The organism is Rhodoplanes elegans, assembly GCF_016653355.1.
Lineage (GTDB): Bacteria > Pseudomonadota > Alphaproteobacteria > Rhizobiales > Xanthobacteraceae > Rhodoplanes > Rhodoplanes elegans.
In genome coordinates this window covers 1-22,450 of sequence record NZ_NHSK01000103.1, presented here as the reverse complement: position 1 = coordinate 22,450, position 22,450 = coordinate 1, and the positions used below count along the sequence as shown (strand labels likewise).

Genomic DNA, 22,450 nt, shown 5'->3' with positions numbered 1-22,450 from the left:
GGCCGCATGACCGAGACCGTGGCGACCGACACCAACGCGGCCGACACCGGCGCGACCACCGCGATCGAGGCTCACGACGCGCCGGGCGACAGCGTGCTCGGCCGTCTGTTCGCGCGCGCCGCCTCGGCGCCGGAGGCCGCCGCCCTCACGGTCGGCGCGCGTCGCCTGACCTGGCGTGAGCTCGCCGAGGCCATCGCGCGCTTCGCCGGCGCGGTCGGCCGCACCGGGGTCGCGCCGGGCGAACGCATCGTCAGCCTCGCCGGCAACTCCGTCGAGGCCGTCGTCGCCTATCTGGGCAGCATCGCGGCCGGTGGCATCGCGGTGCCGCTGCCGTCCTCGCTGCATCGCGACGATCTCGCACGGCTGATCCGCGACTGCGCCCCGGCCCTGGTGGTGGTCGACGCGGCGAGCCTGGACGCCGTGGCGGGCCTCGCGGCCGCACCCGTGATCAGGATCGGCGACGCCGCGCCGCCGTCCGCCACGGGCGACGTGATCGGCTTCGACGACTTTCTCGGCCGCGGCGATCCGGCGACCCGGCCGGTCGCGAGGCCGCTGGAGGCCGGCTTCAACATCATCTACTCGTCGGGTACGACGGGCGTGCCGAAGGGCATCGTGCACTCGCACGGCATGCGCGACCGTCAGGCGGCGCGCGGCCTGTTCGGGCTCGGCGACGACAGTGTGATGCTGCTCTCGACGCCGCTCTACTCCAACACCACGCTGCTGCCGCTGCTGGCGACGCTCTTCCACGGCGGCCATGTGGTGCTGATGGAGAAGTTCGACGCCGAGGCCTGGCTCGCCCTCGCCGCGCTGCATCGTACGACCCACACCATGCTGGTGCCGGTGCAGTATCAGCGCCTCCTCGCGCATCCGGCCTTCGGCGATCACGACCTCTCGGCCTTCCGGGTCGCGCAATGCACCAGCGCCCCGATGGCGCTCGCGCTGAAGCGGGACATCCTGGCGCGCTGGCCGGGCCGGTTCGTCGAGGTCTACGGCGTCACCGAGGGCGGCGTGACCCTGATCCTCGACGCGACGGCACATCCGAACAAGCTGCACACGGTCGGCCGGCCGGCCCCCGGCAACGACGTTCGGGTGATCGGCGAGGACGGCCGCGAGGTCGCCCGCGGCGAGACCGGCGAGGTGGTCGGGCGGTCGCCCTTCATGATGACGGGCTATTGGCGGCGGCCCGACGCCGACGCGGCGCTGCGCTGGCATGCGCCGGACGGCAGCACGTATTTCCGCTCCGGCGATCTCGGCGCCTTCGACGCCGACGGCTTTCTGGTGCTGCAGGGGCGCAAGAAGGAGCTGATCATCTCGGGCGGCTTCAACATCTATCCGGGGGACCTCGAGGCCGTGCTGCTCGCCCATCCGGACGTCGCCGAGGCCGCCGTGGTCGGCGCCGCGAGCGCCCGCTGGGGCGAGACGCCCTATGCCTTCGTGGTCCCGCATCCGGGCCGGGAGATCGAGGCCGGCGCGCTGCGCGAGTGGGCGAACGGCCGGCTCGGCCGCATCCAGCGGCTCGCCGGGGTCTCGGTCCGCGACGGCCTGCCGCGTTCGCCGATCGGAAAAATCCTGAAGACCGAGCTGGCGAGCGATCCGGACCTGCGGAGCGTGACGTGAGAAACAAACGGCGCGGCCTTTCACCTCTCCCCAGCGGGGAGAGGTCGGATCTCGCGCAACGGCGCGAGATCCGGGTGAGGGGGTGCCGCCCTCTCGATGAAACAATCGGCGTCGGCACCCCCTCACCCCAGCCCTCTCCCCGCTGGGGAGAGGGAGCCACGCCGCACTTGCCGCGACCTTGGAGGATGCCCGCGTCACCGTCCCGGTGCGGCCGATCCCAGCGGCGTGAAATCGGTGCCCACGCCAGTCCTCCGGGAGAGGGTAAGGACCGAGTCGATCAGCCGGAAAGACTGTCATGAGCTTCGACCTCACCGGAAAGACCGCCGTCGTCACCGGCGCGACCAGCGGCATCGGGCTCGCGACGGCGAAGCGCCTCGCCGCCGGCGGCGCCCGGGTGGTGGTCGGCTTCCATTCGGACGCCGAGCAGGCGGCCCGCGTCGCGGCCGACCTGCCGGGCGGCGGACACGTCGCCGTGCGGATGGCGATCGACGATGCCGAAAGCCTCGCGGCCGCGGCCGCGCGGATCGCAGAGGAATTCGGGTCGGTCGACGTGCTGGTGAACTCGGCCGGCCGCTCGACCTCCATCCCGACCCGCGACCTCGCTGCGCTCACCGACGACATCTTCGACGAGATCACGAGGGTCAATCTGCGCGGGCCGTTCGCCGTGATCCGCACGCTCCAGCCACTGATGCAGGCGTCGCCCGGAGCCGTGATCGTCAACATCGGCTCGGTCGCGGCGCTCACCGGCGTCGGCAGCAATCTCGCCTACTGCGCCGCCAAGGCGGGCGTGCATGCGCTCACGGTCGCGCTCGCAAAGATCCTTGGCCCCGCCATCCGCGTCGTCACGGTGTCGCCCGGCGCCGTCGACACCGGCTTCGTCCGCGGCCGCGCGCCGGGCGCCCTGGAGAAGATCGCCGACGGCACGCCGCTGAAGAAGATCACGTCGCCCGATGCGGTCGCGGACGCGGTGCTGGCCTGCGTCGTCCACCTGACGAGCTCGACCGGGATCGAGGTGCGGGTCGACGAAGGGCGCCACCTGCCGTGACGGGCGCCGTCAGAATGGAGTCATTCGGGCCGGGCTCATTTGGGCCGGGCTCATTTGGGCCGTTCGGAGCGGCCGTAATGGCTGAAATGGCCTTCGCGGGCCGCCTGGGCGCGGGCCGACTGGATCAGGCCCTTGCTGCGGCCCTCCGGCGCCGGCCGGGAGACGAGTTGGGTGAGCATCGTGCTGCCGCAGGTCGGGCAGGCGGGCGTGTCGGAGACCCGCACCAAAAGCTCGAACTCCTTGTCGCACGTCGCACAACGATAGCCGTAGAGCGGCATGACGGTCTCTCCGTCGGCGCTGAAAAATCAAGTCGGTTCAATGGTGTCCAGCCGCCGACCGCGGGAGCGCGACCCCCCGGGGCCGGCGGCGCGCGCCACCGGGGCGACGTCTTGCAGGTTTCATTCCAGCAGGTTTCATTCCAGCCGGTTCCGTTCCAGCCGGTTCCGTTCCGGTCGCGAACCGGCCGGTCAGCTCGCGGGCGGGGCGGCGATCCGGGCCGGTGCGCCCGGCGGCGTGCGGGCGGCGTCGTAAGGCACGTAGACCTTGCGCAGAAACATCGTCCCGACCCGGATGTCGAGGGAGATGGCGCGGCGCGCCTTCTTGCCGTCCCGGGCCGCGATCGCCTCGATGGCGCGGCTGTGGAAATGGTGGCCGTTGCCGAAGAAGGTGTCGAGATTGACCGGCTCGCGGCCGATCGTCCCCAGGAACGGGCCGGTGCGCAGCCACAGGTTCTCCAGGATCTCGACGAGCTGCGGGTAGCCGGCCGCCCGGTAGATCTCGAAATGGAAGGCCTGGTTCGCCGCGAGGGCGAGGTCGGCGCGCCCCTGGGCGGCGGCCTCGACCATCGCCGCGTCGTGGGCGCGGAGGCGGTCGGGGAGCCCGGCGTCGCGCACCCGCGCCGCCCGCTCGGCCGCGTAGCCTTCCATCTCCATCCGGATGCGGACGAACTCCTCGTGCAGCTTCGGATCGAACGGGGTGACGCGGATCTGGCGGCTGGACGACTGCACCAGCACCTTCTCGGCCATCAGCCGCTTGAGGGCCTCGCGCACCGGCATCGGGCTGGTGCCCAGCGAGTCGGCGAGCTTGCGGATCGAGATCGGCTCGCCCGGCTGGAAGTGGCCGGTGAGCAGGGCGTGGCGCAGGCTCTGGTACACCCGCTCCTGCAAGCTGGAGACGTCGATCGAAGGCAGGCTGTCGTACATCGATGGACTATCCGGCGCGCCGAGCCCGGCGAGCATGCCGCACGGCGCAGGCCGTCACAATCGACGCCGCGTCGCAGTGTAAAGCGCCGATCCGCTTCGCTTCGGTGTATGTCCCTGATCCGGCGGAGTCAATCGACCGCGGCCGGCGGCCGTCCCCGGGCGAACGGGCCTGCCGGCGGCGCCCGCGCTCGCGCCGTCACCGCCCGACCTTCGCACTGCACACATCGCACCCTTTGGCTCCGACGGGTCGACAGATCCGATCCGTCGACGATCCGACCGCCCGTGGCGCGACGCTTGCGACAAGCGGCCATGTCACCGCGATAGGTGTGATCACAGATCACTGATATATGATCTTGACGGTTGTAGAGCGGAGGCGGAGAGTAGCCGGGGCTTAAACTGCCGGGGTCAGACATGCTGAAAAATCGGAATGCGATCGTGACGGGCGCGACCAGCGGCATCGGGCTGGGGATCGCCCAGGCGCTGGCCGGCCATGGCTGCAACCTGATGATCGGAGGCATCGCCCCGGCCGGGGTGCCGGAGCGCCTGTGCCGGGAGATCGCCGACGCGCATGGCGTGACGGTCATCCATTCGGGCGCCGACCTGAGCTCGCCGGAGCAGACGCGCGGCCTCGCCGCCGACGCCATCCGCGCGTTCGGCCATATCGACATTCTGGTCAACGACGCCGGGCTGCAATACGTGGCGCCGCTCGTCGACTACCCGGAGGAGAAGTGGGACCTGCTGCGCGCCGTGATGCTCGACGCGCCGTTCCACCTGATCAAGGCCGTGCTGCCGGGCATGCTCGAGCGGAAGTGGGGCCGCATCGTCAACATCTCGTCGGTGATGGGCGTGATCGCCGCGCCCCACAAGCCGGCCTATGTCTCGGCCAAGCACGGCCTCGCCGGCCTGACCAAGGCGGTCGCGCTGGAGGTGGCGCCCGACGGCATCACCTGCAACGCGATCCTGCCCGGCACCGTGCTGACCGACGTGATCAAGAGCCAGCTTCCCAATCAGGCCAAGGTGCTCGGCTGCACCGAGGAAGAGGCGATGGACCGGGTGTTCACGCAGAACCACCCGACCCGCCGGCTGATCGACGCCTCCGAGATCGGCGCGACCGTCGCGTTCCTGTGCAGCGAGGGGGCGAAGTCGATCACCGGCGTCCTGCTCCCGGTCGACGGCGGCTACACGGCGCGCTGACCGATCCGGGCCGTCCGGGCACGCGCCCCGTCAGGGGCCCGCACCGATCCGCACAACAACTCGAAACGGGGATGGAAAATGCTGACAGCACTCTTGTTCTGGGGGGCGAGCATCGCGTTCTGCGTCGCCGTCGCGGTCTATCTGTGCAGCCTGATCGAGCAGTCCGGCGTGCGCCGCTGGGGCGCCACCGGCAAGCTGTTCCGTTACGAATAGGAGGTCGACATGAGCGCCATGACGGTCTCCTACGTCGTCGTCTTCGCCGGGTATCTCGCGTTCCTGGCGTGGACCAGCCTGCAGAGCATGAAGCAGGTCGAGACGCTGTCGGATTTCACCACCGGCGGCCACCGGATGGGCCTGCTCCTGGGGGTCGGAACCTCGGTCGCCACCTGGGTCAGCGTCGCGTCGGTGATGGGCGTGCCGGGCTATCTCTATCGCACCGGTGTCGCGGCGATCATCGGCTGGGTCGCGGGCTGGTTTCTCGCCACGTCGATCATGCCGATCCTCGCCTACAAGGTCCGGCGCCCCGAGATCCCGGCCCGGACCTTCCCCGAATTCATCCGCATGCGGTTCGAGCCCTTCGAGAAGGTCAGCGCGCTGCAGCTCGTCGTGGCCGTGCTGATGTTCGTCGGCTATTTCATCTTCTGCCACCTGCAGGTCGTCGGCTTCGGCATCGTGTTCAACACGATCACCGGCATCCCCTACGAATACGCCATCTTCGCCTTCCTGGCACTGCTGGTGCTGACCTCGCTGGGCGGCTTCTGGTCGGTGGCCGCGACCGACACGCTCAACGCGGTGCTGATCCTGGTCGGCCTGGTCTTCGGCACCGGCGCGGTTCTCTACGCCACCGGCGGCATCGGACCGATCCTCGACAACCTCGCGCAGACCACCGCACCGATCAATGTCGGCGGCAAGCCCCTGGAGCCCGGGGTGCTGCTGGCGCCCGAGGGCACCTTCGGGTGGTCGGTGCTGATGGGTATCTTCATGTCGAACGCGCTCGGAGCGTCGGTCGCCCCGCACTGGATCAATCGTTTCATGGCGCCGAAGAACACCAAGGCGGCCGTGTTGCAGATGATGTGGACCGTGGTCGCGCTGATCCCGATTTTCGTCTGCCTGATCGTGATCGGCCTCGGCGCCAAGATGCTGCTGCCCAGCCTGCCGGAGGGCAAGACCACCGACTACATCATGCCGCTGATCGTCCAGGATCACGCGCCCGCCTTCGTCGGTGCCATGACGCTCATCGCCATCCTGGCGGCGGCGATCTCGACGGCCAACTCGATGCTGCTGAACTGCGGCACCTCGCTCTACTACGACATCTATCGGGCCCTCCGCCCGGAGGGCCGGCTCGACGACGAGAAGGCGACGCGGCATCTGCGCTGGACCGTGCTGGTGCTGGGGGCTCTCTCGGTCCTCAGCGCGATCAAGCCGCCGCTCCTGCTCGCCATGGGCTTCACCTATGTCTACGGCGCGTTCGGAGCGGCCTTCATGTGGCCGGTCTGGCTGGGCCTGTTCTGGCGCCGGATGAACCGCACGGGGGCCTATGCCGGCATCCTGGTCGGGACCAGCGTCTACGTCGTCGCCAAGCTGCTGGACTTCTCCAATCCGTTCGCAGTCGGCGCCGCCCTGTCGCTCGTCGCGACCTTGATCGGCGTCTATCTGACCTCCGCTCCGCCGAAGGAAGCCTACGAGGCGTATTTCGAGCCTGACGTCAGTCCCTCGACGCGGGCCGTCGCGCTGCGCATCCGCCGCGAGGACGACACCGCCCACCACGCGCATCCGGCGGAGAAGCCGGCTGCATGAGAACCGCCGTCCTCGGCGGCTCGATCACGGTGGTCTCGCCGGCCGGGTGCGACCCGGCCGCGCGTGACCGACAGGAGCGATCACGATGAGCAAGCTCGTCGTCACCGCGGCGATCACCGGGGGCATCCACGTCCCCAGCCTGTCGCCGCACTTCCCCTATCTGCCCGACATGGTGATCGACCAGGCGGTCGGCGCCGCCAGGGCCGGGGCCGCGGTCGTTCACATCCACGCCCGCGACCCGAAGGACGGCCGCCCGTCGAGCGACATCTGCGTGTTCCGCGACATCGCCGCGGGCATCCACGCGCAGTGCGACGCGGCCATCTGCGTCACCACCGGCGGCGGCCTCGGCATGAGCCCGGAGGAGCGGGTGAAGCCGGTCGGCATCCTGCGGCCGGAGCTCGCCTCGCTGAACGCCGGCTCGATGAACTTCGCCATCCATCGCCTCGCCGACAAGATCGAGACGCCGAAGTTCGACTGGGAGATCCCCTATCTGAAGTCCACCGAGGATCTGATCTTCCCCAACACGTTCCGCAGCATCACGGCGTTCACGCAGGCCATGGACGCGGTCGGCACCAAGCCGGAGCTGGAGATCTACGACGTCGGCATGATCAACAACGTCAAGTATCTGCTCGATGTCGGCGTGCTGAAGGCGCCGCTCTATCTGCAGTTCGTGATGGGCATCCTGGGCGGCATCGCGGCGACGCCGGAGAACCTCGTGTTCATGGTCGAGACCGCCCGCAAGGTGATCGGCGCCGAGAACTTCGTGTGGTCGTGCTGCGCCGCCGGCCGCGCCCAGCTCCCGATGACGCTGCTCGCCATGACGATGGGCGGCAACGTCCGGGTCGGGCTCGAGGACAATCTCTACATGGGCCCGGGGCGGCTCGCCAAAAGCAGCGCCGAGCAGGTCGAGACGATCGTCCGCATCGCCCGCGAGCTGAGTCTCGAGATCGCGTCTGCGGACGAGGCACGAAACATCCTCGGCCTGAAAGGCCGCAGTGCCGTCGGCTGGGCCGACGCCGCGTGAGGCACCACGCCAGCGTCGCTCCGGCGCGCCCGCGTTCCAGATCAAACGGGGCGCGGGCGTGCCACCGCGTCCAGCCCGGTCGTCTGTCGACCCGGTCGACGTCGTAAGCATCCCGCCGCACGCAGATCAGCCATCGGTTTTCGGCCATGCGACATGGTGCCGTTACCGCTCCTGACCGTGATGGTAGGATGCATCGTGTCGGCCGCCATGCTGCTCGCCACTCCGTTCGTCACCGCGTCCATGGCCCGGGTCCTCGACGGACCGCCGGTGACTTCGGGCTCTCTGGACGTCCGACTCCGGGAGCGCGCCGCGTTCAGCGTCGCTCTGCCGGTCTCGTCCGGACGACTCCGGTCCCGACCGCGCGGCCCGCTCCCGTATGCCAATGAAGGACCGAGACATGACTTTTGCTGCCAGGCCGATCGATCCGCTGCCCAAGGTGTGGGACCCGGACACCCGGATCGGCGACATGCTGAAGGGCAAGCGCGGGCTGGTCGTCGGCGTCGCCAACGAGCACAGCATCGCGTTCGGCTGCGCCGCCAAGCTGCGCGCCTTCGGGGCCGAGCTGGCGCTGACCTATCTCAACGACAAGGCCCACAAGTACGTTCAGCCGCTCGCCGACCAGATCCAGGCGAGCCTGCTGATGCCGCTCGACGTCGAGAAGCCGGGCGAGGCGGAGGCGGTGTTCGACCGCATCCGCTCCGAATGGGGCCATCTCGACTTCCTGATCCACTCGATCGCTTACGCGCCGCGCGAGGATCTGCACGGGCGGGTGATCGACTGCTCGGAGGCGGGCTTCGCCCAGGCGATGCGGGTGTCGTGCTACTCGTTCATCGAGATGGCGCGGCTCGCCGAGCCGCTGATGCGGCCGGGCGGCGCGATGCTGACGATGAGCTACTACGGCGCCGACAAGGTGGTCAGCAACTACAACGTCATGGGGCCCGTGAAGGCGGCCCTGGAGGCGACCACGCGCTATCTCGCGGCCGAGCTCGGCGAGGCCGGCGTGCGGGTCTACGCCGTGTCGCCGGGTCCGCTGAAGACGCGGGCGGCGAGCGGCATCGCCGCGTTCGACGAGCTGGTCGCCGATGCGGTGGCGCGCAGCCCGGCCGGGCGGCTGGTCGACATCGCCGAGGTGGGGCGCACGGTCGCCTTCCTGGTCGGGGGCGGCGCCTCCGGGATGACCGGCGACACCATCTACGTCGACGCCGGCCTGCACAACATGGCGTGACGGTGGGGAGCCGGTGAGGCTCGGAACGAAGTCTCTCCGCCCTCACCCCGAGGAGGCTGCGGAGCAGCCGTCTCGAAAAGCGAAGGCGGCCGCGTAGGCGGGGCCTCACGTTCTTGGTCGTTATGATGTCGTGGCCGCACAGTCCGCATGGGCCGCATGGTTCGAGACGCGATGCTTCGCATCGCTCCTCACCATGAGGGTCGATTCAGTGGCGCCGCGCGACGGTATCGAGGCTGGAGAGGATCGAGTCGCCGCCGCGTTGGGTCACTCCGGCGTGTCGGCGGCGCGCACCAGGGCGACCAGGTCGGCGCCGTAGTGCTCGAGCTTCTTCTCGCCGATGCCGGGCATGCCGCGGAGCTGATCGAGCGTGGTCGGGCGCGACGCCGCGATGGCGTCGAGCGTCGTGTCGTGCAGCACCACGAAGGCCGGCACGCCGCGCGTCCGCGCGACCCCCGCTCGCCACGCCTTCAGTTGCCCGATCAGCGCGGCGCTCGCGGCGTCGGCCGGCAGCGTCGTGCCGCCACGCGCCCGGTCGCGGCGGGCTTTCCGTCCGCTGGTCGGCTCGCGCAGCCACACCGCCGTCTCGCCCTTGAACACGGCGCGCGCCGTGTCGGTGAGCCGCAGGCCGCCGAACCCCTCGGGGTCGGGCGCCAGATGCCCGAGCGCGACGAGCTGGCGCGCGACGGCGCGCCACTGCTTGTCGGTCATCTCGGCGCCGATGCCGTAGACCGAGAGCGTGTCGTGGCGCAGGGCCTCGATGCGCTCGTTCGGGCGGCCGAGCAGCACGTCGACGAGATGCGCGACGCCGAAGCGCTGGCCGGTCCGATAGGCGCAGGAGAGAAGCTTCTGGGCCGCCACGCTGCCGTCCCACAGTTTCGGCGGTGACAGGCAGTTGTCGCAGTTGCCGCAGGTGGCGCCGGCCCGCTCGCCGAAATAGCCGAGCAGATGGGCGCGCCGGCAGCCGGCCGTCTCGGCGAGCCCGACCAGCGCCTCGAGCTTTTCTCGCGAGACCCGCTTGAACGCGTCCGTGCCGGTCGATTCGTCGATCATCCGGCGCTGCTGGACGATGTCCGACACGCCATAGGCCATCCAGGCCTCGGCCGGCTTGCCGTCGCGGCCCGCCCGCCCGGTCTCCTGATAATAGGCCTCGATGCTCTTCGGCAGGTCGAGATGAGCGACGAAGCGGACGTCGGGCTTGTCGATGCCCATGCCGAACGCGATCGTCGCGACGATCACGACCCCGTCCTCGTCGACGAAGCGGTCCTGATGGCGCGAGCGCACCGCGGCGTCGAGCCCGGCGTGATAGGGCAGGGCCGGAATGCCGGCCCGCACCAGCGCGGCCGCCGTGTCCTCCACCTTGCCGCGCGACAGACAGTAGACGATGCCGGCCTCGCCGGCGTGGCGCTCCGCGATGAACGCTTCGAGCTGGCGCTGCGGGCTCTTCTTCTCGACGATGTCGTAGCGGATGTTGGGGCGGTCGAAGCTCGCGACGAACACCGGGCTGCCCGTGAGGCCGAGCCGCTCGACGATCTCGGCGCGGGTGCGCGCGTCGGCCGTGGCGGTCAGCGCGATGCGCGGCACCGCCGGGAACCGCTCGGCCAGCACCGAGAGGCCGATGTATTCGGGGCGGAAGTCATGGCCCCATTGCGAGACGCAATGCGCCTCGTCGATGGCGAACAGCGCGAGCCGGGTGCGCTCGAGCAGGGCGAGGCAGCGCGGCGTCAGCAGGCGCTCCGGCGCGACATAGAGGAGATCGAGCTCGCCGGCGACGACCTGGCGCTCGACCTCGGCCGCCTCGTTCCACGACAGGGTCGAGTTGAGCACCGCGGCGCGGACGCCCGCCTCGTGAAGGCCGGCGACCTGGTCGCGCATCAATGCGATCAGCGGCGAGACGACGACGGCGCAGCCGTCGCGCAGCAGCGCCGGCACCTGGTAGCAGACCGACTTGCCGCCACCGGTCGGCATCAGCACGAGGCAGCTTCCGCCGCCCGCGACATGGTCGACGATCTCGGCCTGGGCGCCCCGGAAGGAGGGCAGGCCGAACACCGTGTTCAGCACCGACAGCGCGCTCGGTCGGTGCTCGGATCCGGACCCGAGAGTGAAAGCCGAATGTCGCGCCATGCGCCGCCACGCCGGTTGGAGAATCGAGCCGGTTGGAGAATCGGGCGGACCTTAGTCGGCACGCCGCGCCGCATCAATTCCGCCAGTGGCACGCCGCGGCGCGTTCGCGTTAGGCTGCGCCGCCAAGCACGCGAGCAGGAAGCATCGCGTGCAACACATCTGTCCTGGGGAGGACACATGCCCACGCATCGCCGCGCCCGCCTGGGCGCTTCGGCTCCGCTCGCCCTCGCCACACCGGTCGTCACCCTGCTCGCCGCCCTCGCGCTCGTCGCGGCGGGGCCGAGCCGTCCCGCCGCCGCCCAGGCGGCCGACTGGCCGAGCCGCACCCTCACGGTCATCGTGCCGCCGGGCCCCGGCAGCGCCAGCGACATCATGGCCCGGGTCGTGATGGAGCAGGTCGGCCGCCAGATCGGCCAGACCGTGGTGGTCGAGAACCGCCCCGGTGCCGGCGGCACCATCGGGGCGAGCGCCGTCGCCAAGGCGCCGGCCGACGGCTACACGATCCTCGCCTTCGGGGCGCTCGGCACGGCGCACGCGCTCTATCCCAAGCTGCCCTACGACACCTTCAAGGATTTCGCCGCCGTCGTCCCGTTCGGCCGTCAGCCGCTGGTCGTCGTCGCCAACCCGGCCAAATACAAGACGTTGCAGGAGCTCGTCGCGGCCGGCAAGGCACGCCCGGAGGGGCTGAACTTCTCCAGCGCCGGCGTCGGCTCGGCCTCGCATTTCGGCGCCGAGCGGCTACGCGTCGCCGGCGGCTTCAAGGCCCAGCACATCCCGTTCAAGGGCGCCGCCGAGGCCGTCACCGACGTGATCGCCGGGCGCTCCGACTTCTCGGTGCAGTTGTTCACCACCTCGCTGCCGCAGATCCGCGACAGGCAGCTCGTGGCGCTCGCGGTCAGCGCGCCGGAACGGTCGCCGGTGCTGCCCGAGGTGCCGACCCTGGTCGAGGCCGGGCTGCCGGTCGAGGCGATCTATCCGTTCTACTCGGGCCTGTTCGTGCCGGCCGCAACGCCGGGCCCGATCATCGAGCGGCTGCACCGCGAGACCACCGCGGCCCTGCAGGCGCCGGCCGTCAAGGAACGCCTCGCCACCCTGGGGGTCGAGCCGATGCCGCTGTCGGTCGAGGCGTTCGACAGGTTCTTCCGCGAGGACGCCGAGGCGGCCATCGAGCTGGTCAAGGCGGCCGGCATCAAGCAGGCGTTCTGAACCGCGTCCAATCCCGCCCGCGGCTCTGCCTCGGCGGTGCCGCGGGCGTCTCGGCCGCGCGAGGTAATTGTTGTGCGGTGCACCCCGAAGGCGGCAGCTTTACCGCTTTGTGGCGAACCTCGTTAGTCTCGGATGCGACAGCGAAATTTCCGCCTCCGACACTATCGAAAACAAGAATATTCGTCGGCTTGTCTTAGTCCCCCGTCCGCGGCATCGTCGTCTCGCCGTCAAGCAGGCACGATATGTGCACGGTCGGCCGCGGGATTTGATGGAGCAGCTTGCGCCGCGTCACCAAGCGCTAAAGCGCCACGAAGCGATTTCGTGGGCTCCGATACGACAAGGAACCGACGATGAGCCTCGTTCAGAGCGATTCTTTCGCACGTCACGCGTCCGCACGACCACGCGACACGACCCCACGCGATACGGCCTCACGCGACACCACTCACAACGCCTTCGCCGTGGAGGTCGACGAGACCACGGTCGGGATCGTGATTCGCGACGGCGGCAACGACTACACCTTCATCGCCGCCGCGGCCGAGTTCTATCCGCTCGACCAGCGCCGCTTCGCCAGTCCCGCCGCCGCCCAGCGCGCCGCCCTGGCCCTCGCCTCGAACCGCCGCGGTACGCTGCGCAGCTTCGCGGCACGCTGACCGTTTTCGAGTCGACGGCGATCGTGCCCTCGACGCGATCGTGCGCGGGGCTACCCCCCTCCCTGTCCCTCCCCCACAAGGGGGGAGGGAACGCTGGAGCCGCGACCGCACCGTCTGGCGGAACTCATCTCAGCAGTCGTGCCTCGTGCGCGCTGGTCGTATCTCGTGGCAGCACCGGGGCGTTCGCCGCACCCTGCTCCCTTCCCCTTGTGGGGGAGGGGGTGAGCCCGGAGCACGGAGTTGCCGTGGAACGGACGAGCGACAACGATGCTCGGGAGGCGCTTCGCATAATCGCCCTGGGTCCCGGCTCGCGGTGCGATGCACCGCGTCCGGGACACGAGCCCGAACAGTTCCGCCCCCGTCACACCGCCACGCCGGCGCTTTGCAGAATCCCGCGCACCCGGGCGCGCTGCTCGTCCGAGATGGTGAGGCGCTCGGCAAAATCCTTGCCGACCGGGCGGGTGGCGTCGATGCCCATCTTGGTCAGCGTGAAGGTCTGCGGGTCCGAGGTCGGGTCGAGGATCGCGCCCTTGCAGCCCGGCACCATCACGATGTCGCGCTCGGCCCGCACCCGCGTCGCCACGGCCCACATCACGTCGTTCATGTCGAAGATGTCGACGTCCTCGTCCACGACGATCACGTACTTGGTGTAGAACTCGGTGCCGAGCGCCGCCATGATGGCCTGCTGGGGCTCGCCCTCGGCGGTCTTGCGCATCTTCACGAAGGCCATGAAGGCGCCGCAGGTGGTGTGCGGTACGTGCACGGCGATCACGTTGGGCAGGTTGCGCCGGAGCGTGTTGAGGATCTCGCCCTCGCGCGTGATGCACGAGACCAGGATGTGATCCTTCGCCATCCCCGAGGCGACCGAGTGGAACATGGCGTCGCGCCGCATGTGCAGGCGATGCGCCACGAAGACGTTCTGGGTGCTGCGGTACGACGCATAACCCGTGAACTCGCCGAACGGCCCCTCCGGCTCGTGCTGGCCCGGCAGGATCTCGCCCTCGATCACGATCTCCGCGCCGGCCGGCACCTCGAGCCCGTTACCGCAACGCGCCAGCCGATAGGGCTCGCCGAACAGGCCGCCGACGATCTCGAACTTCCGCACCGCCGGCGGATAAGCGTAGACCATCGAGCCCATGTAGTGCAGCGGATGCACGCCGAGCGTGATCGACACCGACAGCGGCTCGCCGCGCTCCTCGGCGCGGCGGTGGAACTCCCACATGCGCCGGCGCGAATGCAGCGACACGCCGAGGCGGTTCCTCCCCTTCAGCATCAGGCGATGGAAGCCGGTGGTGTCGACGCCGGTGACGGGATCGCGGGCGACGAGCTGGCCGGCCGTGATGTAGGGCGCCGCATCGACCGAGAAGTGGATCGGGATCGGCAATGTGGCGAGATCGACGTCGTCGCCTTCGAGCGTCACCTCCTGCCAGGGTGCGGCGTCGACCGTCTCGCAGGGGACGTAGCGCTGGCAGCGCTCGCGGAACGCGGTCGGCAGGTCGCCGACCGGGACGTCCAGGCAGGCGGCGAGCAGGCGGCGGTTGCCGGTCGTGTTGGTGACCACCGGCATCGCGTGGCCTTCGACCTGCTCGAACACCAGTACCGGGTCGCGCCCGGCTTTCTCCAGCTCGAACACGGCCGAGGTGATGTCGAGATGCGGGCGCACCGGCGCGGCGATGCGCAGGAGCTCGCCCGGAAACCGGGCTTCGACCATGCGCAGGAAGCCGCGCAGGCCTTGGCTGTCGAGATCGGATCGCGTCAGGGGAGGCTCCATCCGGAGAACGGCGAGGCGGGACGCTCAGGATGTCGCCGCGCCGGCGCCTCCGCAAGACCAAACCGATGGCACGGCGCGCCCAAGGCCGTGGCAATCGGGTGGAGGGAGGCGAGGATGGTATACAAAGCTGGTCCGACCGGAGCTCATGCCGATTTCCGTCGATAGCCATCCGTCATTCCGGGGCGCGCCGAAGGCGCGAACCCGGAATCCCGCTACGAGCTCAGAGCACTCGGCTGGATTCCGGGTTCGGCGCGGTGCGCCGCCCCGGAATGACCATCGCGGAGCTCGGCGACCTCACAGGCTCGGCAGCCAGGTGGCGAGCCCCGGGAACACCGCGATGCCGATCACCACGGCCAGCAGCACGAACCAGTAGGGGATCGCCCCACGAAAGATTTCGGCGAGCTCGACCGACTTGTCGGGTACGGCGGCCTTCACGGTGAACACCAGGATGCCGAACGGCGGGGTGAGCAGGCCGGTCTCGATCGCGAGAATCCCGATGATCGCGAAGGCGAGCGGGTCGAAGCCGAGATGGACGGCGATCGGCGCGAAGATCGGCACGGTGAGCAGGATGATCGAGATCGAATCGATCAGGCAGCCGAGCACGAACCAGATGCCGACCATCACGGCGAGGATGCCCCAGGCGCCGAGCCCGGTCGCCAGCAGGAACGACTTCGCCACCTCGGTGAAGCCGGTCATCGACAGCACCCGCGAGTAGAGCTGGGCGCAGAACAGGAGCAGCAGCAGCGGACCGGAGGTGCGGCCGACGTCGATCACCACGTCGCGGATCTCGCGCGGCGTGATGCCTTTGATGAGCGCGAGCACCAGCGCTCCGACGGCGCCGACGCCGGCGCCCTCGGTGGGCGTGCAGAAGCCGAGCCAGATCGCCGCCAGCACGCCGATCACCAGGGCGACGACGAGCCCGGTCGAGCGCAGCAGCGGCCCGAGTGGCTGCTCGCTGGGCAGCCCCGTCGGCGGGTCGCCCGTGTCGGCCGGCCGGCCGATCGTCGCGCCGGCGGCGCGTGGCGCCGCCTGCGATGCACCGATCCGCGGCGCGCCGCCGGCGAGCGCCGGGTTCAGCGTGGCGGCGACCACCACGTAGACGATCATGCCGCCGGCGGCGAGGAAGCCCGGGATCACGCCGGCGAGAAACAGCTTGCCGATCGACACCTCGGTCAGCACGGCCCACACGATCATCAGCACCGAAGGCGGGATCAGCATGCCGAGGCAGGCGCTGCCCGCGACGCAACCGAGCGCGAAGTCGCGCCGGTAGCCGTAGCGCTTCATCTCCGGATAGGCGATGCGCGAGAACGCGGCGGCCGCCGCGATCGACACCCCGGTGACGAAACCGAACAGCGCGTTCGAGACGATGGTGGCGGCGGCGAGCTGGGCCGGCAGCCATTTGCTGAAGCGGTGCCCGAGCGCGTAGATGTCGCGCGCCGCGCCGCACTTCGCCAAGAGATCGCCCATCAGCATGAACAGCGGGATGACGGCGAAGACGTAGTCGCGCAGCGCCTCGTAGGCCGTGTTGGACACGAAGGTGCGCACCACGTCGATGTCGCCCATCATCAAATAGATGCCGAACGCCGCCGTGATGCCGAGCGCGACGGCGATGTGAACGCCGGCGAACACCAGCGCCAGCACGAGCAGGACGACGATCAGCATCTCGCTGTGACCGAACACGGACTGTCCTCGCAGGAACGGAGATCGGATCAGGCGGCGTGGGCGCGGTCGAACAGGACGCGCAGCGCCCGCACGGCACGAGCGAGATAGATGAGAACGACGAGCGCGGCGCCGGCCACGACGATGACGCGGGCCGGCCAGGCCGGCACCCGTAGCGCGCCCTCGCCTTCGTACTCGCCGGCCGTGAAGGCTTCGAGGGCCGGCATCGCGCCGCCCCAGACGATCAGGCCGAACAGCAGCGCGCCGAGCACGCCGGAGGCGAGCTCGGAAAAGGCCTGGCCGCGGGCCCCGAAGGCGCCGACCAGGATGTCGGCCTTCAGCATGCCGCCGCTCTGCACCGCGTACGGGGCGAGCAGGAAGCAGATGATCACGATCGACATCGAGACGAGCTCGGGCGTCCCCTTCACGGGGCTGTTGAAGACGCCGCGGCCGATCACGTCGGCGACGACTAGGAACCCGAGCGCGAAAATGATCACGGCCGCGACGGCGAGCAGCAGATGGACCACGGGCGTGGTCAGGCGATCGAACACGGGCGGGGTCTCCAGGGATTGACCGGGGCGGGGCGTCAGCGTGGCCGAGGCGCGGTCGGTCGGACCGCGCCTCGGCACGACGGGAGACGAGGGATCGCGCCGCTCACTTCACCACGTAGCGCACCGGCCATTTGTGGCCGTGCTTCTCGGCGGCCGACAGCGTCAGCTCCAGCACCTGGGTGGCGGGCAGGCCCTGGGCGTCGAGCTCCTTGGCCTTCTGCTTCGGCCACTCGGCGAGCGACCGCGCCCACTCCTCGCGCACCTCGTCCGGCACCTTGCGCACGTCGACGCCGAGCTTGCGCAGCTCGTCGAGCTGCTTGGGATAGTTCTCCTCGTTGACGCTGCCGGTCTTCGCCTCGTACTCGCGGCCGACCTCGACGATGATGTCCTGGACCTCCTTGGGCAGCTTGGCGAAGGAGGCCGTGTTCATGGTCAGGCCGTGCCAGGTGATGGCGCCGAAGCCGGTCTCGGCATAGTGCTTGCCGATCTCGTAGAGCTTGAACTGCAGCCAGCCCGACGGGAACATGATCCAGCCGTTGTAGACGCCCGTCTGCATCGAGGTGTAGGCCTCGGGCAGCGACGACTGCACCGGCGTCGCCCCGGCGTATTCGAGCCATTTCAGGTTCAGGCCGGCACCGGCGATCTTCTGGCCCTTGATGTCGGCGACGGTCTTCCACGGGAACGTCGTGCCGAGATTGTAGCCGTTGTCGGCGATCAGCCCGAGCAGCTTCTGCTTGTACTTGTCCTCCAGCACCTTGGAGAGATACGGCACCTGGTCGTAGACCTCGCGGGCGAGCTTCACGCTCGCGGCCGGGCTCATGGTGCCGAACGGCAGCATCACCTGGAAGGCGTGCAGCGGCAGGTTGGAGGGCTCGAAGCAGAAGCAGTAGCCGCCGATGTCGATGATGCCGGACTGCACGCCCTCGAGCGTGTCGGCGACCTTCACCATGGAGCCGCCGTAGCCCTCGACGAACTGCACCTTGTGCTTGGTGCGCTCGGCGACCCGCTTGGTCACCTCGGGGACGAAGAAGGTCGTGATCAGGTTGACGTAGGTCTGCACCGGCGGATGGCCGGAGGCGATGCGCAGCCGGAACGTTTCCTGGGCGGTGCTCGGCGTCGCCGACAGCACGGCGAGCCCGGCCGCGAGCGCGGCCGTGACGACGGTCTTCATGGTCTTCCTCCCGATCGCCCGCGCTGGTGCGAGCATTGTTCTACTTTGTATGACCAGCTTGGAATTTTACCGTCGCGGCTGTCAACCGTGCTGTCGACGGCACGGTGCGCCGGCGGGCCGTCCGGGAGCGGGAGTCGTCTCGCCGCGGCGCTACGCCGCGGCTCTCGAGATCACAGCCAGTCGCGGTCGACGCCGGCGGCGGCCAGCATGCCGGCGAGCTTCTTGCGGGCGTAGAACAGCCGGGTCTTCACGGTGTTCTCGGGGATGCCGAACACCTTGGCGACATCGGCCACCGACCGTTCGTGGTAGTAGACGAGGTCGATGATCTCGCGGTGCGTCGAGGGCAGCGAGTCGAGGCAGCGGCGCAGGATCGCGGCGCGGTTCTGCTTCTCCAGCGCGACGTCCGGCGTCTCGCCGTCGTCCTCGATCTCGGCGGCCCGCTCGTCGTCGATCGACTCGGTCGGCCGGCGGCGCAGCACCGCATAGGCCTTGTGGCGGGCGATCGCCAGCAGCCAGGTCGACACGGCGGAGCGGCCCTCGAACTGGCCGGCCTGCCGCCAGGCGTCGATGAACACCTCGCTGATCACGTCCTCGGCCTGGGTGCGGTCGCCCAGGATGCGCAGGACGAAGCGGAACACGCGGACATGGTGGCGCGTGTAGAAGACCTGGAGGGCGGCGCGGTCGCCGGCCGCCATGCGGGCCATCAGTCCGACATCGGTCGGGGCCTTGGCGCCGGCCGCGGGGCGGCGCTCGGTCTCGCTCACGCGCGGCAGGGCAAGAACGGTGGACATCGGCACCTCCAACGACTGTGTGCCGGATCCATAGGCCCTGCCGCGGCCGCGTTATGTGAAGCGGATCACACAAGCCACGGGGTGCCGTCGTCCTCGCGGATCTCGGCCGGGCGGGTGGCCGGGGCGGCGGGCAGCCGTAGCGTCAGGCCCTCGGCGGCGACCAGGGTGCCGGGCCGCATCGCCTCGGCCTCGCGGGCGATGCGATCGAGGGTCGGGTCGTCGTGGCTCGGGTCGTGGTGGAAGATGGCGAGGCGCTTCGCCCCCGCGGCCGCGGCGAGCCGCACCCCGTGCTGCCAGGTCGAATGGCCGCGCCCGGCGTGGGCCGCGTACTCGGCCTCCGTGTAGGTGCAGTCGTAGACGAACAGGTCGACGCCGGCGGCGAGCGCCAGCACGGCGGGGTCGAGCGCGCCGGCGCGGTGCTCGGTGTCGGTCACATAGGCCAGCGACGCGCCGCCGTATTCGAGCCGATAGCCGCAGCCGCCGCCCGGATGGTCGAGCGGCGCCGTGGCGAGCACGATGCCGGGATGCGGGGTGAGCGTGTCGCCGCAGCGGAAGTCGGTGAAGCCGATGTCGGCCCGGAAGAAGTCGCCGCCGCCCGGGAACAGCGGATGGCCGACGAGGCGGCGGATCGCCTCGCCGAGCGTCAGGTCGGGGAGCAGGTGGCCGGCCCACAGGCGCAGCCGTGCGCCCGGCTCGTAGGCCGGCTGGAAGAACGGCAGGCCCCAGACATGGTCGAGATGGCAGTGGCTGAAGAAGATGTCGGCGTCGACCGGCTGCCGGCGGCCGGTCGCCGGCACGGCGGTCTCGCCGCCGGCGGCGAGCGCCAACCCGAGCAGGCGCAGGCCGGAGCCGGCGTCGAAGATGATCAGCCGGTCGCCGCAGCGCACCTCCAGGCAGGCCGTGTTGCCGCCGTAGCGGAGCGTCGCGGGACCCGGGCAGGTGACGCTGCCGCGCACGCCCCAGAAGCGAACCTGCATGCCGGTTGCCGGCGCAGGCGTCGCCGAAGGCGCGGTTCGCGATGTCGCGGTCGCCGAAATCCCGGTCGTCGTTTTGCCGGTCATGGACACCCCGGTGTCGGACTCGGTCCGGTTCTCCCGCACGTCCCCGTGCGGCGTTCGCGTCCCCGCGGGAAGTAAGCCACGACCGGCGCCCGCCGCCAAGCCGGCCGGTCGCCCCGGACGTCGCGGTGCGGTGTCGCCGGTGCGACGTCGTCGCGCGGACGCCGCGATCGGTTCGCCTCTCGGCGTATTTACGTTTGCGCCGGCGCACGCTATTGCGCGCTTCGACACCGCGCCGGCAGGCCGACCGGCGCGGACCATCATGGGCCATCAGGGAAGGGGAAGGGCGTGCAGCAGGCCGCAGCCCGGGAGCCGGCGGCGCCGCGCGCCGTGCATCTCGACGACCTCACCATCGCGTTCCGGCTCGCCGACCGCTCGGTCTTCACCGCGGTGCGCGAGGCGACGCTGTCGGTCGCCGACGGCGAGTTCGTCGCCATCGTCGGGCCGACCGGCTGCGGCAAGTCGACCCTGCTCAACGCCGCCGCCGGGCTGCTGACGCCGGCCGCCGGCACGGTGGAGATCTTCGGGGCGCCGCTGTCCGGCCTCAACCGGTCGGCCGGCTACCTGTTCCAGGCCGATTCGCTGTTCCCGTGGAAGACCGCGATCGAGAACGTCGCGATCGGGCTCGAGGTCGCCGGCACGCCGATGCAGGAGGCGCGCGAGGAGGCGGCGCGCTGGCTCGCCCGGGTCGGCCTCGGCGGCTTCGCCGACCGCTACCCGCACATGCTCTCCGGCGGCCAGCGCAAGCGCGTCGGTCTCGCCCAGGTGCTGATCCGCCACCCGAAGATCCTCCTGATGGACGAGCCGTTCGGCCCGCTCGACGCGCAGACCCGGCAGATCATGGGCAACCTGCTGCTCGACCTGTGGAGCAGCGACCGCAAGGGCGTGATGTTCGTCACCCACGATCTCGAGGAGGCGATCGCGCTCGCCGACCGCGTCGTGATCATGTCGGCCGGTCCGGCGGCCCGCATCATCGGCGACTGGACGATCCCGCTGGCGCGCCCCCGCGAGGTCGCCGAGATCAAGCTCGACAAGGCCTTCCACGACCTCCACCGCGAGATCTGGGCGGTGCTGCGCGACGAGGTGATGAAGGGCTACGCCCAGACCGGGGGGCTGGGATGATCATCGCGTCGTGTGAAGAGCCGCCGCGCCCTCCGCACCCTCTCCCTGAGGGTCGCGCGCTTGCGCGACAAGAGGGTCGGGCGCGAGCGCAGCTCGCGACCGGGGTGAAGGTTTACGGCGCTCATGGAGACCTCGGCACCCCCTCACCCGACGCGCTTTGCGCGTCGACCTCTCCCCGCTGGGGAGAGGTGACGGAGCGCCTGGTCGACGTCCTGCATGGAAGCGGAGGCTGCCGATGTCCCGCCTGACTCTCCTCGCGCTCCAGATCTTCGTCGCCGTGGTGGTGATCGGGCTGTGGCAGGTGCTGACCAGCGTGCCGATCTTCGGCACCGTCCTGCTGCCGCCGTTCTTCTTCTCGCGGCCCGGCGACGTCGCCGCCCGGATCGTCAAGTGGTTCGCCGACGGCTCGATCTGGATCCATCTGTGGATCACGCTGACCGAATCGGTGCTCGCCTTCGTGATCGGCTCGCTCGGCGGCGTGCTGGTCGGCTTCTGGTTCGCCAGGAAGCCGCTGATCGCCGCCGTGTTCGATCCTTACGTGAAGATGATGAACGCCCTGCCCCGCGTCGTGCTGGCGCCGATCTTCGCGCTGTGGCTCGGGCTCGGCATCTGGTCGAAGGTGGCGCTCGGCGTCACGCTGGTGTTCTTCGTCGTGTTCTTCAACGTCTATCAGGGCGTCAAGGAGGTGAGCCCGACCGTGCTCGCCAACGCCCGCATGCTGGGGATGAGCGAGCGCCAGCTGATGCGCCACGTCTACTGGCCGTCGGCGCTGTCGTGGATGTTCTCGTCGCTGCACACCTCGGTCGGCTTCGCCGTGGTCGGCGCCGTGGTCGGCGAGTATCTCGGCTCGGCGGCCGGCCTCGGCTACCTGATCCAGCAGGCCGAGGGCGTGTTCGACGTCGCCGGCGTGTTCGCCGGCATGACCGTGCTGGCCGCCTTCGTCATCGTCATCGACATCCTGGTGAGCATGATCGAGCGCCGCCTCCTGGTGTGGCGCCCGGTCGCCGCCGACGCGCGCGGCTGAACGGCGGAGCCTCGCCCGTCGGGAGGGGGCGAATCGCCCGGCCGGGCGGGGTGTGGCTCCGCCGCAAGGCGGCTGCGCCGTGTCCCGTCCCGCTGCCGCCACAATGGCGCCCGAGACCGCTCTGGCGCCGGCTGCGGCGCGACAGGGGCCGCCCGACATCGGCGGCGGGCGGGCGGCGAGGGCGCATGCGGGTTTCAGCGTTGGCGGCGGTGCTCCTGGCGG

Annotated in this window: 20 protein-coding genes; 11 read left to right on the top strand and 9 right to left on the bottom strand. The window is 70.1% G+C overall.

Annotation, left to right across the window (positions count from 1 at the left end; genetic code table 11):
• The first annotated feature begins 6 nt into the window (after window positions 1-6).
• A complete protein-coding gene (locus CCR97_RS13810) occupies window positions 7-1,617 on the top strand; it encodes a class I adenylate-forming enzyme family protein (RefSeq protein WP_111358734.1) in 1,611 nt (536 codons plus the stop codon).
• A 295-nt stretch (window positions 1,618-1,912) separates the two neighbouring features.
• Window positions 1,913-2,662: an SDR family NAD(P)-dependent oxidoreductase gene (locus tag CCR97_RS13805; RefSeq protein WP_201159575.1), complete on the top strand. Its 750-nt coding sequence runs from the start codon at window positions 1,913-1,915 to the stop codon at window positions 2,660-2,662.
• A 50-nt stretch (window positions 2,663-2,712) separates the two neighbouring features.
• Here the strand turns inward: CCR97_RS13805 and CCR97_RS13800 are convergent, their stop codons facing one another.
• Together CCR97_RS13800 and CCR97_RS13795 are read right to left on the bottom strand one after the other, a co-directional pair.
• Window positions 2,713-2,940 carry an FmdB family zinc ribbon protein gene (locus CCR97_RS13800; protein ID WP_111358680.1) on the bottom strand — a complete coding sequence of 76 codons (228 nt, stop codon included), beginning with the start codon at window positions 2,938-2,940 and terminating at the stop codon, window positions 2,713-2,715.
• Window positions 2,941-3,129: 189 nt separating this feature from the next.
• Window positions 3,130-3,864: a GntR family transcriptional regulator gene (locus CCR97_RS13795; RefSeq protein WP_170145950.1), complete on the bottom strand. Its 735-nt coding sequence runs from the start codon at window positions 3,862-3,864 to the stop codon at window positions 3,130-3,132.
• A 411-nt stretch (window positions 3,865-4,275) separates the two neighbouring features.
• Here CCR97_RS13795 and CCR97_RS13790 point away from each other — a divergent pair, with 411 nt between their 5' ends.
• From CCR97_RS13790 to fabI, 5 genes are all read left to right on the top strand, one after another.
• Complete coding sequence (locus tag CCR97_RS13790) at window positions 4,276-5,058, top strand: 3-hydroxybutyrate dehydrogenase (protein WP_244670443.1); 783 nt, start codon at window positions 4,276-4,278, stop codon at window positions 5,056-5,058.
• A 78-nt stretch (window positions 5,059-5,136) separates the two neighbouring features.
• Complete coding sequence (locus CCR97_RS32080; protein ID WP_274611519.1) at window positions 5,137-5,271, top strand: hypothetical protein; 135 nt, start codon at window positions 5,137-5,139, stop codon at window positions 5,269-5,271.
• Window positions 5,272-5,280: 9 nt separating this feature from the next.
• Entirely contained in the window at window positions 5,281-6,855 is a 1,575-nt protein-coding gene (locus CCR97_RS13785) for a sodium:solute symporter family protein (protein WP_201159574.1), read from the top strand.
• Window positions 6,856-6,940: 85 nt separating this feature from the next.
• Window positions 6,941-7,879, top strand: coding sequence for a beta-keto acid cleavage family enzyme (locus tag CCR97_RS13780; protein ID WP_111358678.1), 939 nt, complete (start codon window positions 6,941-6,943; stop codon window positions 7,877-7,879).
• Between the two features lie 397 nt (window positions 7,880-8,276).
• Window positions 8,277-9,104 (top strand): enoyl-ACP reductase FabI, encoded by an 828-nt coding sequence (fabI, locus tag CCR97_RS13775; protein ID WP_111358677.1) that lies wholly within the window; start codon window positions 8,277-8,279, stop codon window positions 9,102-9,104.
• A 264-nt stretch (window positions 9,105-9,368) separates the two neighbouring features.
• Here the strand turns inward: fabI and recQ are convergent, their stop codons facing one another.
• Window positions 9,369-11,225: a DNA helicase RecQ gene (recQ, locus tag CCR97_RS13770; RefSeq protein ID WP_201159573.1), complete on the bottom strand. Its 1,857-nt coding sequence runs from the start codon at window positions 11,223-11,225 to the stop codon at window positions 9,369-9,371.
• A 177-nt stretch (window positions 11,226-11,402) separates the two neighbouring features.
• Between recQ and CCR97_RS13765 the strand changes: the two genes are divergently transcribed.
• Window positions 11,403-12,431: a Bug family tripartite tricarboxylate transporter substrate binding protein gene (locus tag CCR97_RS13765; protein WP_170146055.1), complete on the top strand. Its 1,029-nt coding sequence runs from the start codon at window positions 11,403-11,405 to the stop codon at window positions 12,429-12,431.
• 350 nt (window positions 12,432-12,781) lie between these two features.
• Complete coding sequence (locus CCR97_RS31360) at window positions 12,782-13,081, top strand: hypothetical protein (RefSeq protein WP_207199459.1); 300 nt, start codon at window positions 12,782-12,784, stop codon at window positions 13,079-13,081.
• Between the two features lie 361 nt (window positions 13,082-13,442).
• Here the strand turns inward: CCR97_RS31360 and CCR97_RS13755 are convergent, their stop codons facing one another.
• The 6 genes from CCR97_RS13755 to CCR97_RS13730 form a co-directional block, all read right to left on the bottom strand.
• The gene (locus CCR97_RS13755) at window positions 13,443-14,852 is read right to left on the bottom strand and encodes a UbiD family decarboxylase (protein ID WP_201159572.1); all 1,410 of its coding nucleotides are present in this window, start codon (window positions 14,850-14,852) and stop codon (window positions 13,443-13,445) included.
• A gap of 294 nt (window positions 14,853-15,146) precedes the next feature.
• Window positions 15,147-16,532, bottom strand: coding sequence for a TRAP transporter large permease (locus CCR97_RS13750; RefSeq protein WP_111359282.1), 1,386 nt, complete (start codon window positions 16,530-16,532; stop codon window positions 15,147-15,149).
• A gap of 29 nt (window positions 16,533-16,561) precedes the next feature.
• Complete coding sequence (locus CCR97_RS13745) at window positions 16,562-17,062, bottom strand: TRAP transporter small permease subunit (protein ID WP_170145988.1); 501 nt, start codon at window positions 17,060-17,062, stop codon at window positions 16,562-16,564.
• A 103-nt stretch (window positions 17,063-17,165) separates the two neighbouring features.
• Window positions 17,166-18,233 carry a C4-dicarboxylate TRAP transporter substrate-binding protein gene (locus CCR97_RS13740; protein ID WP_170145987.1) on the bottom strand — a complete coding sequence of 356 codons (1,068 nt, stop codon included), beginning with the start codon at window positions 18,231-18,233 and terminating at the stop codon, window positions 17,166-17,168.
• Between the two features lie 170 nt (window positions 18,234-18,403).
• Window positions 18,404-19,024: a sigma-70 family RNA polymerase sigma factor gene (locus CCR97_RS13735; RefSeq protein WP_111359285.1), complete on the bottom strand. Its 621-nt coding sequence runs from the start codon at window positions 19,022-19,024 to the stop codon at window positions 18,404-18,406.
• Window positions 19,025-19,089: 65 nt separating this feature from the next.
• Window positions 19,090-20,001, bottom strand: coding sequence for an MBL fold metallo-hydrolase (locus CCR97_RS13730; RefSeq protein WP_201159571.1), 912 nt, complete (start codon window positions 19,999-20,001; stop codon window positions 19,090-19,092).
• 369 nt (window positions 20,002-20,370) lie between these two features.
• On the opposite strand from CCR97_RS13730, the gene CCR97_RS13725 reads away from it, so the two are divergent.
• Together CCR97_RS13725 and CCR97_RS13720 are read left to right on the top strand one after the other, a co-directional pair.
• The gene (locus CCR97_RS13725) at window positions 20,371-21,204 is read left to right on the top strand and encodes an ABC transporter ATP-binding protein (protein ID WP_245429111.1); all 834 of its coding nucleotides are present in this window, start codon (window positions 20,371-20,373) and stop codon (window positions 21,202-21,204) included.
• A gap of 235 nt (window positions 21,205-21,439) precedes the next feature.
• Window positions 21,440-22,228 carry an ABC transporter permease gene (locus tag CCR97_RS13720; protein WP_111360741.1) on the top strand — a complete coding sequence of 263 codons (789 nt, stop codon included), beginning with the start codon at window positions 21,440-21,442 and terminating at the stop codon, window positions 22,226-22,228.
• Window positions 22,229-22,450: the final 222 nt, after the last annotated feature.

Bases quoted from the DNA above. Each gene is read 5' to 3' on its own strand.
- CCR97_RS13810 (WP_111358734.1), top strand. From the start codon at position 7: ATGACCGAGACCGTGGCGACCGACACCAACGCGGCCGACACCGGCGCG.
- CCR97_RS13805 (WP_201159575.1), top strand. From the start codon at position 1,913: ATGAGCTTCGACCTCACCGGAAAGACCGCCGTCGTCACCGGCGCGACC.
- CCR97_RS13800 (WP_111358680.1), bottom strand. From the start codon at position 2,940: ATGCCGCTCTACGGCTATCGTTGTGCGACGTGCGACAAGGAGTTCGAG.
- CCR97_RS13795 (WP_170145950.1), bottom strand. From the start codon at position 3,864: ATGTACGACAGCCTGCCTTCGATCGACGTCTCCAGCTTGCAGGAGCGG.
- CCR97_RS13790 (WP_244670443.1), top strand. From the start codon at position 4,276: ATGCTGAAAAATCGGAATGCGATCGTGACGGGCGCGACCAGCGGCATC.
- CCR97_RS32080 (WP_274611519.1), top strand. From the start codon at position 5,137: ATGCTGACAGCACTCTTGTTCTGGGGGGCGAGCATCGCGTTCTGCGTC.
- CCR97_RS13785 (WP_201159574.1), top strand. From the start codon at position 5,281: ATGAGCGCCATGACGGTCTCCTACGTCGTCGTCTTCGCCGGGTATCTC.
- CCR97_RS13780 (WP_111358678.1), top strand. From the start codon at position 6,941: ATGAGCAAGCTCGTCGTCACCGCGGCGATCACCGGGGGCATCCACGTC.
- fabI (WP_111358677.1), top strand. From the start codon at position 8,277: ATGACTTTTGCTGCCAGGCCGATCGATCCGCTGCCCAAGGTGTGGGAC.
- recQ (WP_201159573.1), bottom strand. From the start codon at position 11,225: ATGGCGCGACATTCGGCTTTCACTCTCGGGTCCGGATCCGAGCACCGA.
- CCR97_RS13765 (WP_170146055.1), top strand. From the start codon at position 11,403: ATGCCCACGCATCGCCGCGCCCGCCTGGGCGCTTCGGCTCCGCTCGCC.
- CCR97_RS31360 (WP_207199459.1), top strand. From the start codon at position 12,782: ATGAGCCTCGTTCAGAGCGATTCTTTCGCACGTCACGCGTCCGCACGA.
- CCR97_RS13755 (WP_201159572.1), bottom strand. From the start codon at position 14,852: ATGGAGCCTCCCCTGACGCGATCCGATCTCGACAGCCAAGGCCTGCGC.
- CCR97_RS13740 (WP_170145987.1), bottom strand. From the start codon at position 18,233: ATGAAGACCGTCGTCACGGCCGCGCTCGCGGCCGGGCTCGCCGTGCTG.
- CCR97_RS13735 (WP_111359285.1), bottom strand. From the start codon at position 19,024: ATGTCCACCGTTCTTGCCCTGCCGCGCGTGAGCGAGACCGAGCGCCGC.
- CCR97_RS13730 (WP_201159571.1), bottom strand. From the start codon at position 20,001: ATGCAGGTTCGCTTCTGGGGCGTGCGCGGCAGCGTCACCTGCCCGGGT.
- CCR97_RS13720 (WP_111360741.1), top strand. From the start codon at position 21,440: ATGTCCCGCCTGACTCTCCTCGCGCTCCAGATCTTCGTCGCCGTGGTG.